This is a genomic window from Treponema denticola (genome assembly GCF_024181605.1).
Lineage (GTDB): Bacteria > Spirochaetota > Spirochaetia > Treponematales > Treponemataceae > Treponema_B > Treponema_B denticola_B.
On record NZ_CP054477.1, the window covers coordinates 372267 to 384608 of the forward strand.

Sequence of the window (12342 nt, forward strand, 5' to 3'; positions counted from 1 at the left end):
TGTTTATCATATTTCCTTTGTTTACATAAAACCGTAAGTCCAATTATAATCTAAAAATTATTAAAAAACAAGCCTTTATATCGATAGACTTTTCTTATATTTTAGGGTATTATACCAAGTAAGATCACTTCACATTTTTAAGGAGATATATAATGAAGATATTGGTTATCAACTGCGGAAGCTCTTCTTTAAAGTATCAGCTAATTGATATGACTAACGAAGATGTTTTGGTAAAAGGCCTTGTCGAAAGAATCGGTATTGAAGGTTCTCGTATTAAACACGAAAAAAAAGGAATGGATGCCGTTTTAATTGAAGAAAAAATGAATGACCACAAAAAAGCCATTCAGCTTGTTTTGGAAGCCCTCATCGATAAAAATCACGGTGTTGTAAAATCCATGGATGAGATTACGGCTGTAGGTCACAGGGTAGTTCACGGCGGAGAAGAATTCAATAAGTCCGTTCTTTTGGATGACAGGGTAATGGCCGGTATCAAAGAATGTATCGACCTTGCTCCCTTACACAACCCCGCAAATATTATGGGAATCGAGGCTTGTAAGACTCTTATGCCGAAAACTCCGATGGTTGCGGTTTTTGATACGGCCTTCCATCAAACAATGCCGGCAGAAAACTATATCTATGCTCTTCCATACGAGTATTACGAAAAATATAAGATACGCCGCTACGGTTTCCACGGAACATCGCACCGCTTTGTTTCTGAAAAAGCCTCCGAAACCCTCAAAAATAATTCGGCCGATTTTAAGGTTATTACCTGCCACTTAGGAAACGGTTCCAGCTTGGCCGCTATCAAGGGCGGAAAATGTGTAGATACCTCGATGGGACTTACCCCCCTTGAAGGTTTAGTCATGGGAACCCGCTCAGGAGACCTAGACCCTGCAATTCTTCCCTTTATAATGAACAAGGAAAAACTTTCAGCCGATGATATGAGCAATGTTTTAAACAAAAAATCCGGCGTTTTTGGTATTTCCGGTGTAAGCAGCGACTTCCGTGATATTGAAACCGCTGCAAAAGAAGGAAATAAGAGGGCTCAGCTTGCCTTAGATGTATTCTGCAACAGGGTTAGAAAATACATAGCTTCCTATGCCGCACAGCTCGGCGGAGTGGATGCTCTGGTATTTACAGCCGGTATAGGTGAAAACTCTATCGAGCTTAGAGAAAAAATCTGTCACGGTTTGGAATTCCTCGGCGTTGAACTCGATTCCGAGAAAAACAAGGTAAGGGGAAAACTTACCGATGCAAGCAAGGCCTCATCAAAGGTCAAGGTTCTTATCATTCCTACAAATGAAGAGCTTATGATTGCTAAGGATACGATGGCATTGGTAAAATAAAGTTCTTTCAAACTAACTAAAGACAAAAAAAGGCGGGTCTTGTTTAAAGCCCCGCCTTTTTTAATGGGAACCTCGAAAAACTGAAGTTTTTCGAGGTCATCTAATCAGCTTTTATCTGTAAGATAAAAACGCTAAACCTTATTCTACAACAGCAACCAAATCATTTGACTTTAAAATCAAATGATCTACACCGTCGATTTGAATTTGAGTTCCGGCATATTTGTCGTGAATAACTTTTTGTCCGACTGAAACCTTAATCTTTTCTTTGTCGTCACCTACAGCTACAACAACACCTCTTTGTGTTTTTTCTTGAGCTGTGTCGGGAATGATGATTCCGCCGGCAGTTTTTGTTTCTACGGCATCCGGTTTTACTAAAACTCTGTCTCCTAAGGGTTTAACTTTCATCAAAAGACCTCCTGAAAAATTAAAAGAACACAAAAAGCAGTATTTGTGCCTTTTTGGCACTCTTTTTTGTGTTTTATTTCGGGTTGTGTCATTTCAATACATAAGTCCCGAATACCATAAAATATAAGAAAAAAGAACTAAAAAGGCAATAGGTTTTGCTCATTTTCGGTACAGGATGTTGAATTTTATAAGTCTATATTGAATATAGAGTTATATTTTCAAGCCTTCTTTTTTGACAGTTTAAAAATATTTTTTTTGAATATTCGACTTTTGGCATAGTTTTTGCTTGTATACACTGGAGGTCAAAAAGACTTCCCAATTTTATACAAGGAGTTAAGTTATGTATAACAGGACAAAAAATAATTATGATGCAGAAATGAACTCGTTGGCTACTTATTTAAAAGAAATCAATCAGATACCGCTTTTAACAGCTGAAGAAGAAATAAAATATGCTAAACTCGCCGAAAAGGGAGATGAAGATGCCAAAAATATGTTGGTAAATTCAAACCTCCGCTTTGTTGTAAATGTAGCAAAAAAATATCAAAACCAAGGGCTTCCCCTTATGGATCTCATCAGTGAAGGCAATATAGGCTTGATGAATGCCGCCGAAAGATTCGATGTTTCAAAGGGCTATAAATTTATTTCTTATGCTGTTTGGTGGATTAAACAATCTATCTTAAAAGCTATTTGCGAAAAATCAAGGATGATACGTCTTCCCTTAAACAGGGCAAACGAGCTTGTTCAAATAGAAAAGGCCAAAAAAGAAATCGACTTTTCGGGAAATGAAACTCAGGAACTCAATGAGATTGCAGGCATATTAAATATGGATAATTCTATGGTTCATACAATTATGAATGCTGCCAGAGAGCCTGTTTCCATAGATGCTCCCGTTTTTGATGAGCCCGGAAGCTCCAGTGTAAACGACTTTTTACAGGACGAAACTCATCAAATGCCTGAAGACTACGCAATGGATATGAGCCTTAGAGATGAGGTAAACGAGCTTCTTAAAAACCTTGACGATAGGGAAGCCGAGATAATACGTTATCGTTTCGGGCTTGACGGTTATGCGCCTCTTTCATTAAAAGAGGTAGGGCTTATCTTTAATCTTACAAAAGAAAGAATACGCCAAATTGAAAAAAAAGCCTTGCAGCAGCTTAAAAAGCCTGCCGAAAAACAAAAACTTGCCGTTTACGTTGCGTAAACGATTTATGTAGCATAAACGATTTACATTGCGTACACGCGCTTTATATAAAAATTAGTTCCATGCGATTAAATTAGGGCTGCTGAAAAGCAGCTCTTTTTTTGTAAGTTAAACCGGATTTTACTCCATAATGTACAAGACGGTTTCCATGTTGCCGCCGCGCAGGCTGTGTTTTTTTAAGACGGCATCCTTATTTTGCTTACAGAATATTTTTTCGAATTCTTTTTTGCTTGTGATAAAGCCGAGTTTCCAGTCCGGGAAGTGTTGAGGGATTTCGGCCATCCGCTTATAAAGCTCAAAGGCTTCTTCCTCGCTTCCGAGCCTTTCGCCGTAGGGCGGATTCGATAAAAGGATGCCGCTTTCGTATGGGGCTTCCAGTTCCGAAAAGTCCGATTGAATGAAGTCAGGCCTCTCGATGTGATGGGTAATGCCTGCTGCATGAAGTTCCCTTCCTGCGATGATGCAGGCCCTTTCGGCATTGGCCTTTGAAAGAGAGACTGCTTCTTCCGAAATATCCGAGCCCGTTATCCTTGCAAGGCAGTCGGTGCGAACCTCCGAAGCTGCTCTTTCTTTTTCTTCCTTTAAAACGGCTTCTATTTTTTCTTTTTCAAAACAAATGAAGTTTTCAAAGGCAAAGTGCCGGGCAATCCCGGGCGGAATATTATAGGCATACCAAGCGGCTTCAATCGGAATAGTCCCTGAGCCGCAAAAAGCATCGTGGAGGGGGATTTTTCTTTTCCACTGCATTAGCTGAATTAAGACGGCTGCCAAGGTTTCCCTCATGGGAGCGGCTCCTCCGCTTAAACGGTATCCCCTTCTATAAAGAGGTTCTCCCGATAAGTCCAGACAGACATAGACATTGTTGTTTTCGATATAAATACGGATCATAAAACGGGTGCCGGTTTCTGGCAGGGAATGCATATTCCATTTTTTGCACAGCTTGTCGCAGACAGCCTTGTGTACTATTGATTGAACGGCATGTTCCGAAGAAAGCTTGGATTTATAGGTACGTACCTTGTCGATTGTAATTCGGGCATCTCTCGGAAAATAGTTATGCCAGTCTATCGAAAAGACCGAATCAAAAAGGTCATCAAAATTTTCGGCCTTTGCGGTATTTATAAGCATAAAAACCCTGTCGGCTGTGCGTAAAAAATAGTTTGCCTTAAAAAAAGCTAAAAGAGGTTCGGCTTCGGCTGAAGTAAAAAAAACCCTTCCGGGCAACCTATTGTAAGGCTTAAAACCTAAAAGTTTTAGTTCCCTTGTAAGTACAGGTTCTGCACCTACGGCGCATAGTGCAATAAAATCATTCATAAGTGTTTTGCAGTATAGCATTTTTTAAAAATTTTTTATATACTGTAAATTATGAAATAATCGTTATAAAATGATCTAAATTAAATTGGAGAATATATGAAAAACCTTAAAAAAATCTTGACAGCCGCTTTGGCTTTTTTGCTTATTTTTTCTTTTTTAGTTTCTTGTAAAACAAAGAATTCAAATTCTCAGGCTGACGGCGAATCAAAAGCCGTTTTAATAAAACATCCTGAAAGGATGTTTTGGGAAATAAAAAAAGAAGATACTTCAATCTATATTTTGGGTACAATCCACGTTGCAGACAAGGATTTTTATCCTTTGGAAGATAAGATACTGGAAGCCTTTGATAAGGCTGATAGGCTGGTCAGTGAATTAGGCGGCAAAAAAGAAATAGAAACCTTGCAGGAAAAATTAGAAATTAGAATGCTTCAAAATTTTAATATTAGCCCCGAAAAAGATTTGTCTAATTTTTTGTCCGAAGATAAAATAAACGTTATTAAACAAGAATTGGGAGAAAACATTGCTGTTCCTCTATTAAAATTTAATCCATGGATTCTTACACTTGCTTTAAATCAAGTTCTGTATGCAAAAGCCGATCTTGACCCTCAAAACGGTATAGATATGCATCTTTTAAACCGTGCCGGTAAGAAAAACATTGAAGCCCTTGAAAGCATTGATGAACAGCTGGATCTTTTATCTTCAGGAACTTTTGAAGAACAGCTAAAGGCTCTTAAAGAAACTATAGATGAATTACAAAATGCCGATAAAACCATTGATTTGCTTACAAAGCTAAAAAAACTTTATTTGGAAAACAATACCGAGGAATTAAAAGATTTTATAGGTTCTCTTTTGGATATGACTGATGGTATATCTCAAGATGCTCTTTTAAAAGATCGAAATATTGTTTGGGCTGACAAATTTGAAGAATATCTTAATAAAGGCGGAACAACATTTGTATTTGCAGGGCTTGCTCACTTTTTAGGAGAGGACAGCGTATTTGAGCAAATGAAAATAAAAAGAATTTTAGAATAGTGAGGAATAAAATGAAAAAAGGACTTATCTTTGTGTGTTTTATGCTTTGCTTTTTCTCATGCAAGACAAAGCAAATTCAGCCTAAAATTGAAGGAGCTTATATACAGCTTACGGACAAGGCTCAAATATCTTTTAAAGACCTCCCCTGTACCGTCTTTTTTTCGGACGGCACTCAAGAAAAACATCTTACGAATGAAGACGGCAAGGTTATAGTTCAAGTTATTGAGGGCCGTATGATAACAAAGGTTGTCTATGATTTTTCGGATTATAAAAAAAGGCCCGAGGGAAAACTTTTGGCAAAGGAGGAGTTTTCAATAATAAGAAAACTTAAAATAAAACCCAAATCCTTGATACAGGAATTCAATATCGACCTTGAGCCCCGAAAGGGAATGCAGCTTATAATAATTTTGGATGTTTTTAATATCGAATTATAGGCCTTTATTTTTGAACCTTATTCGTTAAAAATATCTTCCGGATCCAAAATACGGCCGGCAAAACGGTATGTGTTTTCCCAATATTTTTCATCAAGAGAAGAAATTATTACACCGGTATGTTTACCCTGCGAAGCGGAATGGATGAATTCTCTGTTGCCTATGTAAATTCCTACGTGCGATACTTTGTTTCCCACGGTATAAAAAAATAAAAGATCGCCCGGTTGAACTTCTTCGTCCGAAATCCGTTTGGCAAAGTTTGCAAGCCCCTTTGTGCTTCTGGGAACGGTAATTTCAAGAGCGTCAAGAGCAGCTCTATATACAAAACCTGAACAATCCATTCCGGCCTTAGTGGTTCCTGCATATTTATATGGAGTTTTTAAGTATTTATATGCGGCATTTATAAAATCTAGCCGAGGAGATTCGGGAGGCTGTACTCCAAAAACCATGCATCCGTTTAAAAAAAAGCTAAAGACAATAAAAATAAATATTTTTTTCATAAATTATGCAACCTCCTATCTTTTATCGGGTCTAACTATAAGAGAATTTAGCTAAATTTATTTATAAAAGGAAGATCTTATGGCAAATCTTAATAAAAAGCCCTGGGCATTTTTAGATGAATGGAGAGGCTCAAAGTTTCAAGGCGAATGGCCGACCCTCCCCGAAATGTTTGAAATTACTGCTGAACGGTATCCTAACAGGAATTGTTTTACGGTCTTTGAACCGGATCGTATTACCCTTTCTTATTCGGAAAGTTTAAAGGTAATAAAAGACTTGGCTTATTGGATGACCGAAAACGGTGTTACGAAGGGAACCCATGTTGCCGTTTCCGGAAAAAACTCCCCTGAATGGGCTGTTGTATATTTGGCAACCCTTTTTGCAGGAGCTGTTACAATTCCAATAGACTACGGTCTTCATAATGAAGAAATTGAAACTCTTTTAAAAACGGCAAAGCCTAAAATGTTCTTTGTGGATGAGGAAAAGTTTGACTTTTTTGCAGAAAAAGCAAAAACCGAGAGTTATATAGGTTCTCTTTATTCTTTAAGTAAAAAACACCCTGAAATTTATGTTTATAATATAAAACCTTCCGGAAGTCCTGAGCTAGCAAAGGCCCAAGAAAACGATACGGCTGCAATTCTTTTTACCTCAGGTACGACAGGAAATCCCAAGGGGGTTATGCTCAGTCACAAAAACTTTGTTTCGGACTGCTATATAGCCCAGTCCAACCTTAACATTTACCATACAGACGTATTCTATGCTCTTTTACCGCTTCATCACTCTTATACGATGCTTGCAGTATTTATCGAAGCCCTATCGGTCGGTGCCGAATTGGTATTCGGTAAGACCCTTGCCGTATCAAAAATGCTTGCCGAGCTTAAAGCCGGAAAAATCACGATGCTTTTGGGCGTTCCGCTCTTGTTTAACAAGCTTCTTGCAGGTATTTTTAGGGGCATTAGGTCAAAGGGTATTGTAGTTTTCGGTATTATCAAGGCCTTGATGGGGATTTCTTACTTCTTTAAAAAGGTCTTTAAGGCTAACATTGGAAGCAAGCTCTTCCATGGCATCTTGGATAAGGCCAGTTTGGGAAATGTCCGTATCGCCATATGCGGAGGAGGCCCCCTTGCTCCCAATGTATGCAGGGCTTATAACGAATTCGGTATCGACTTTGTTCAAGGTTACGGTTTGACGGAGACTTCCCCAATTATTGCTCTTAATCCGAAAGAACACTTTAAAATCGCCAGTGTCGGACAGTACTTTATTTCTTATATGGAAATGAAGATTCTCGATCCCGATGAAAAGGGAATAGGGGAGGTTGCCGTAAAGGGACCGATGATTATGCAGGGCTATTACAATATGCCCGAAGAAACAGCCGAAGTTCTTTCTCCCGACGGCTGGTTGAAGACAGGAGACCTCGGCTGGCTTGATGATGAGGGTTATCTCTACCTTTGCGGAAGGGCTAAAAATCTCATAGTTACTGCCGGAGGAAAAAATGTCTTCCCCGAAGAAATCGAAAATATGTTCCAGCTTTATTATAACGAGATCGAACAGATTACCGCTGCAGGCTATCAGGCTGAAGAAGGCGAAGAAGTTGAAGCCCTTGTTTATCCCGCCGATGAACTTTACAAAAAGCTTAATATGACGCGCGGCACAAGCGAAGGCGATGCAGCCGTTCAAAAAGAAATCGATGCCATTATCGAAACAGTAAATAAGAAACTTTTACCTTATCAGCGGATTACAAAGACAACCTATCTGTCCGAACCGCTTGAAATGACTACTACCAAAAAGGTAAAGCGTTTTAAGAAGTAGGTTTTAATCAACAACCCCGACGCAAGCGTCGGGGTATTAAACCCTCCGCACGAATAAAAACATTCCCCATTATCAATTAAAAACATCATCCCTTACAAAACGGCAGCAGCTGTGGTATAATGTATATTAGGGAGGTGTGCTATGCAAAAACGGTTTGACGATTTAACAATTACCGACGATTATATGTTTTGCGCGGTGATGCAGGATAAGTCTATCTGTACAACGGTTTTGAATATGGTGCTTGCAGACTCTATCGGACCGATTAGCGATATAACTTATCAAAAAACATTCGACCAAGCAGGCTATGCAAAAGGCATACGTCTTGATGTGTGGGTTACCGACAGCAACGGCAGCGTTTATGATGTAGAAATGCAAACGACGAATAAACAAGACCTTGCTAAACGCTTACGCTACTATCAATCGGTTATCGACGTGAGCAGCCTTGAAAAGGGCGATCATTATACCGACTTACCGGATTCGTTCATCATCTTTTTTTGTCCGTTCGACTACCTGAACAGCGGCTTACCGGTATACACCTTCAAAACAATATGCAGCGAAGATAACACAATCACATTACAGGACGGCGTAACCAAAGTCATTATCAACAGCACTGCGGCAGATAAGGAGCCCGACCCTGAACTTAAAGCCTTCTTGGAATACATGAACGGCGTTGTCAGCGATAAACCTTTTATCCGCAAGATAGACAGGTATATCAAAGAACTAAAAGAAAATGAGGAGAGGAGGAAAGAGTACATGTTAATACAATCATTTGAAATGGATGCACGAAAAGACGGCATACAACAAGGTATTCGGCAAGGATTACAACAAGGTAAATCGCTCGGTCTTGCTGAAGGTTCCCGTCAAGCAAAGCTTGAAACGGCAAGGCTGATGAAAGGTATGAATTATCCGATTAGTGATATTTGCACAATATCGGGCCTTTCCGTTGAAGAGATTGAAAAACTGTAATTCGGTTAATTGGTAATGTGTAATTGTTAATGTAATTGATACGGTGACAAGCCCATTACCAATTAAACAACTTTATTCTAAAAGCCTTGCAATTTCGCCCCTAATCCTGTATACTATTGTTATGCTAAAGGAAAGGAACGGAAAAACCGATCGGCTTTACAAAAAAATTACAAAAAGTTTTGAAAAAGCTCTTGACATAAAGTACCGCATAAGGGCCGTAGTACGCTTTTATGCGTTTTTTATATTACACCGCAAGGAACGCAAAGCGTTGAGCTTTGCTCAAGTTCGCAGAGGATTATTAAGGAATGTCTTATAAAGACTCCATTAAAACCCTTTGTGTCCTTGGCGTGCTCGGCGGTTAAATTAAAAATTAACTTTGACAGGAGGAATTTATGACAAAGTTTAAAACAAATAATGAAAAAGTCAATAATAGTGCAGACCCTAAATCCCCTAAAGTTGTAGTTTAAGCTGCCGGTTTTAATAAGCCGGCTTCAAACAGTTCCCGATAAATCATAGGAGGATAACCTTGCAGATTCATTGTGGTAATCCTTCGTCGGTTGTAGTAGACAATAAACCTCCAGACGATTTTCTTTACTTCTTCCCTTTTTAATTTTGTTGTATCTATGCGGTATAGTTTCTCCTTCTTCAGCGTCGCAAAAAAGGATTCCATCCTCGCATTATCATAACACTTTCCCACACCGCTCATGCTTTGAATTGCATGACGGCGAGCCAATTCGCTTTTATATGCCTCGCTCGTGTATTGAGAGCCTGCGTCACTGTGATGTATGAGCCCATCATCCGGCTTTCTTAATTCGTATGCCTCCTTTAGAGCTCTTATACAAAGCTCTTTTTTCATGTTATCGTCCATTGCAACTGTGATTATCTCTCCTGCAAAGCAGTCCATTATCGGTGCAATATACAGTTTTCCGTCTTTGCACGGAACCTGCGTTATGTCGGTCAGCCATTTCTTGTTAGGCGCATCTGAACTAAAGTCTCCTTTCAGAAGATTTTCAGGCCGTTGCGCCTTTCTGTCGGCTTTGGTAAGCCCATCGGGACTTCTTCTGCTCTTATGCAGCAGGTTTCCCTTCCTCATCGCTCTTATTACAGTCGAGCGAGAAACTTTTATACCTCGCTGCTCAAGTGCCAATCGTATCCTTTCTATCCCGTAGTTATCGTTTTCAGGATCCTCTGAAAGAATCTTGTGTATTTCGACCAGAAGAAGTTGCCAGCTTTTTATTTTGTTACGGTTCCGTTTCCACTTGTAAAAGCCCGTCTCGCTCACCTTTAGGGTACTGCACATCTTCACAATTGACCACATTTTTTCCTTTGCGTTTTCCAAAATGTAGCTGAATAACCCTTGCGTGCTTACTTCTTCCGGTCTACGACGAAAAAACCGAGAGCGTCCTTGAGGATTTCATTCGCTTTTTTCAGCTCCTGTATTTCCCGCTGCATCTCAAGTTCCCGCTCGTTCAACGGACTTTTGTCCGATGCGATTCTTTCTTCCTTCGCCTTTCGGCTTCTCACTTTTCTCCAGTCTGCAATCGTGTGATAACTGATTCCCAGCTGCTCGGCTGCCTTTTTCACTCCTATCTCTTCCGACAATAGCAGTGCCTGTTCTTTAAATTCTTTACTGTACTTGACCATATTTTCCCTTCCTTTATTTTTCGGGTTTTTAGGTCTGCACTTTTATGATAACGGATCATAAGAAGAAAGCAAAAGCCTTCACAGTTAAGGGAGCCGCGGCACTCATCATAGCTGCAATATTGGCAGCCGCGCTGCTTTTTACCGGCTGTAACCAACCGTCAGGCAGCAGTTCGGGAGGAAACTCAGGTAACTCCGGCAATTCCGGCGGAGGAGGAAACTCAGGCGGAGGAGGCGCAACACCGCCCACGCCCACACCGCCGCCCACTCCGCCTGCCGGCGATGTAGGTTCTTTTGAAGACACAGGCGACGGCTTTATAAAAATAACCCCTCCTGCAAACGGCATTGCAGGCGTTGCCCCTGACTACGCCTTACCTGGAACTGACGCTTATTGGAAAGGCGTATTTATTAAAGACCGAAAGGTAAAATTAAGTTCCTACAAGCTAGGCAAAACAGAGGTAACGTACAAGTTATGGCACGAGGTACTGACATGGGCAGAAAGTAATGGCTACACCTTTGCAAAAAAGGGAAAAGAAGGAAGTCATGGAACCGTAGGAGCAGCTCCCACAGAAGCAGGAAAAGAAGAGCCTGTAACGACTATAAGCTGGAGGTGGTGTAATGCGTATACTCATAAAACGAACAATGCCGAGAGTGAATGCGTCTACCGCAAAAAGGACAATCATACGGTTGTATTAAAAGACGCAACGGATGGAGCTGCTTGCGATGCCGCTTATGCCGATATGGGTAAAAAAGGCTTTAGGCTGCCGACCGAAGCGGAGTGGGAATATGCTGCCCGTTGGCAGGGAAACAATACTGAAAATGCGGCACAATACGGAGAAGTATGGCTGACCAAATTAAACAGTGCAAGCGGAGCGAAAAAGCCCATAGGCTTTAGTGGTCTGACCTTACCTGAAGGAGAGACTTGGGAAAGTTTACGTGATGAAGTTACGAGGGTAGCGGTGTATGGAAAATGGTTTGACGGAAGTAATTGGGTAGACCAACCAACAGCGGTAACTAAGACGGCTGCAGTTAAAAGTAAAGATGCGAATGCACTCGGTTTACACGATATGAGCGGGAATGTCTGGGAATGGTGTTTTGATTGGAGCGGCGATATAGCGGCTAACACAGTTACCGATCCTCAGGGTGGTGCGTCGGGGTCTTTCCGTGTTAGGCGCGGCGGCAGCTGGGACGTCAGCGCGAACGGCTGCACTGTAGGCTTACGGGGCGGCAGCAGTCCTCGCTACGGGTTCAGCATTCTTGGTTTCCGCCTGGCTTGGCGCCCTTGAGTTCACGCATTTTGCCGGAGAGGTACTCAAAATCGGACATCCGTGTCCGATTTTGAGTTTCGAGTTTTGCCTCACGGCAAAACATCGTAATGCTGGAACCACCGCCGTCCGTGGCGGTAAAGCGGTGAAACCGAACAGGCAAAATGTGTTTTGTGGTGCAGAACGTATTGTAATAGAGTTTTATGCCGGTAATGCTGCCGGCCGAATGTCAATGGCTTTAAACAGTATCAAGTTTTTCAAATCAACAACTTCGAGGCAGAGTATTGGAGTTGTTGATTTGATTGTGCTCCCTTTACCAATCCACTATCATGTCAACCGGTTTCTGCTGTTCGCTGGCGGTATGCTGCAAGTTAAAATGCCGCATCTAAACAAAAAAACACCCCATCGTTTCCAATAGGGTGTTTTTTTGTTTAGGC

General features: G+C 40.8%; 14 protein-coding genes. 9 read left to right on the forward strand and 5 right to left on the reverse strand.

What is annotated here, in order from left to right; genetic code table 11:
* Positions 1–152: 152 nt before the first annotated feature.
* Positions 153–1346 (forward strand): acetate/propionate family kinase, encoded by a 1194-nt coding sequence (locus tag E4N80_RS01625; RefSeq protein ID WP_253699902.1) that lies wholly within the window; start codon positions 153–155, stop codon positions 1344–1346.
* 138 nt (positions 1347–1484) lie between these two features.
* Here the strand turns inward: E4N80_RS01625 and E4N80_RS01630 are convergent, their stop codons facing one another.
* Positions 1485–1751, reverse strand: a complete 267-nt coding sequence (locus E4N80_RS01630; RefSeq protein WP_002670325.1) for a co-chaperone GroES — start codon at positions 1749–1751, stop codon at positions 1485–1487.
* A 340-nt stretch (positions 1752–2091) separates the two neighbouring features.
* On the opposite strand from E4N80_RS01630, the gene E4N80_RS01635 reads away from it, so the two are divergent.
* Positions 2092–2952 (forward strand): sigma-70 family RNA polymerase sigma factor, encoded by an 861-nt coding sequence (locus tag E4N80_RS01635; RefSeq protein WP_253699904.1) that lies wholly within the window; start codon positions 2092–2094, stop codon positions 2950–2952.
* A 120-nt stretch (positions 2953–3072) separates the two neighbouring features.
* Here E4N80_RS01635 and E4N80_RS01640 read toward each other — a convergent pair whose 3' ends face one another.
* Positions 3073–4263: a THUMP domain-containing class I SAM-dependent RNA methyltransferase gene (locus tag E4N80_RS01640; protein ID WP_253699906.1), complete on the reverse strand. Its 1191-nt coding sequence runs from the start codon at positions 4261–4263 to the stop codon at positions 3073–3075.
* 96 nt (positions 4264–4359) lie between these two features.
* Between E4N80_RS01640 and E4N80_RS01645 the strand changes: the two genes are divergently transcribed.
* Together E4N80_RS01645 and E4N80_RS01650 are read left to right on the forward strand one after the other, a co-directional pair.
* On the forward strand, positions 4360–5295 hold the full coding sequence (locus E4N80_RS01645) for a TraB/GumN family protein (protein WP_253699907.1): 936 nt from the start codon (positions 4360–4362) through the stop codon (positions 5293–5295).
* An 11-nt stretch (positions 5296–5306) separates the two neighbouring features.
* Positions 5307–5729: a hypothetical protein gene (locus E4N80_RS01650; protein WP_253699909.1), complete on the forward strand. Its 423-nt coding sequence runs from the start codon at positions 5307–5309 to the stop codon at positions 5727–5729.
* Positions 5730–5746: 17 nt separating this feature from the next.
* On the opposite strand, the gene E4N80_RS01655 is transcribed toward E4N80_RS01650, so the two are convergent.
* Positions 5747–6226, reverse strand: coding sequence for a C40 family peptidase (locus tag E4N80_RS01655; RefSeq protein ID WP_253699911.1), 480 nt, complete (start codon positions 6224–6226; stop codon positions 5747–5749).
* A 79-nt stretch (positions 6227–6305) separates the two neighbouring features.
* Here E4N80_RS01655 and E4N80_RS01660 point away from each other — a divergent pair, with 79 nt between their 5' ends.
* The 3 genes from E4N80_RS01660 (at position 6306) to E4N80_RS01670 (ending at position 9315) form a co-directional block, all read left to right on the forward strand.
* Entirely contained in the window at positions 6306–8033 is a 1728-nt protein-coding gene (locus E4N80_RS01660) for an AMP-dependent synthetase/ligase (protein ID WP_253699913.1), read from the forward strand.
* Between the two features lie 141 nt (positions 8034–8174).
* Entirely contained in the window at positions 8175–8999 is an 825-nt protein-coding gene (locus E4N80_RS01665) for an Rpn family recombination-promoting nuclease/putative transposase (RefSeq protein WP_253699914.1), read from the forward strand.
* Positions 9000–9120: 121 nt separating this feature from the next.
* Positions 9121–9315, forward strand: coding sequence for a hypothetical protein (locus E4N80_RS01670; protein WP_253699916.1), 195 nt, complete (start codon positions 9121–9123; stop codon positions 9313–9315).
* A gap of 147 nt (positions 9316–9462) precedes the next feature.
* On the opposite strand, the gene E4N80_RS01675 is transcribed toward E4N80_RS01670, so the two are convergent.
* Positions 9463–10317: an IS3 family transposase gene (locus tag E4N80_RS01675; protein WP_253698524.1), complete on the reverse strand. Its 855-nt coding sequence runs from the start codon at positions 10315–10317 to the stop codon at positions 9463–9465.
* Between the two features lie 47 nt (positions 10318–10364).
* On the reverse strand, positions 10365–10643 hold the full coding sequence (locus E4N80_RS01680) for a transposase (protein ID WP_253698525.1): 279 nt from the start codon (positions 10641–10643) through the stop codon (positions 10365–10367).
* 44 nt (positions 10644–10687) lie between these two features.
* On the opposite strand from E4N80_RS01680, the gene E4N80_RS01685 reads away from it, so the two are divergent.
* Together E4N80_RS01685 and E4N80_RS01690 are read left to right on the forward strand one after the other, a co-directional pair.
* Positions 10688–11926: a formylglycine-generating enzyme family protein gene (locus E4N80_RS01685; RefSeq protein WP_253699918.1), complete on the forward strand. Its 1239-nt coding sequence runs from the start codon at positions 10688–10690 to the stop codon at positions 11924–11926.
* Positions 11898–12323 carry a hypothetical protein gene (locus tag E4N80_RS01690; RefSeq protein ID WP_253699920.1) on the forward strand — a complete coding sequence of 142 codons (426 nt, stop codon included), beginning with the start codon at positions 11898–11900 and terminating at the stop codon, positions 12321–12323. The genes E4N80_RS01685 and E4N80_RS01690 overlap by 29 nt, the downstream gene beginning before the upstream one ends.
* The last annotated feature ends 19 nt before the right edge of the window (positions 12324–12342 follow it).

Coding starts and splice junctions, on each gene's coding strand:
- E4N80_RS01640 (WP_253699906.1), bottom strand. CDS start 4,263: ATGAATGATTTTATTGCACTATGCGCCGTAGGTGCAGAACCTGTACTT.
- E4N80_RS01680 (WP_253698525.1), bottom strand. CDS start 10,643: ATGGTCAAGTACAGTAAAGAATTTAAAGAACAGGCACTGCTATTGTCG.
- E4N80_RS01630 (WP_002670325.1), bottom strand. CDS start 1,751: ATGAAAGTTAAACCCTTAGGAGACAGAGTTTTAGTAAAACCGGATGCC.
- E4N80_RS01650 (WP_253699909.1), top strand. CDS start 5,307: ATGAAAAAAGGACTTATCTTTGTGTGTTTTATGCTTTGCTTTTTCTCA.
- E4N80_RS01645 (WP_253699907.1), top strand. CDS start 4,360: ATGAAAAACCTTAAAAAAATCTTGACAGCCGCTTTGGCTTTTTTGCTT.
- E4N80_RS01670 (WP_253699916.1), top strand. CDS start 9,121: ATGCTAAAGGAAAGGAACGGAAAAACCGATCGGCTTTACAAAAAAATT.
- E4N80_RS01655 (WP_253699911.1), bottom strand. CDS start 6,226: ATGAAAAAAATATTTATTTTTATTGTCTTTAGCTTTTTTTTAAACGGA.
- E4N80_RS01660 (WP_253699913.1), top strand. CDS start 6,306: ATGGCAAATCTTAATAAAAAGCCCTGGGCATTTTTAGATGAATGGAGA.
- E4N80_RS01665 (WP_253699914.1), top strand. CDS start 8,175: ATGCAAAAACGGTTTGACGATTTAACAATTACCGACGATTATATGTTT.
- E4N80_RS01635 (WP_253699904.1), top strand. CDS start 2,092: ATGTATAACAGGACAAAAAATAATTATGATGCAGAAATGAACTCGTTG.
- E4N80_RS01675 (WP_253698524.1), bottom strand. CDS start 10,317: ATGTGGTCAATTGTGAAGATGTGCAGTACCCTAAAGGTGAGCGAGACG.
- E4N80_RS01625 (WP_253699902.1), top strand. CDS start 153: ATGAAGATATTGGTTATCAACTGCGGAAGCTCTTCTTTAAAGTATCAG.
- E4N80_RS01685 (WP_253699918.1), top strand. CDS start 10,688: ATGATAACGGATCATAAGAAGAAAGCAAAAGCCTTCACAGTTAAGGGA.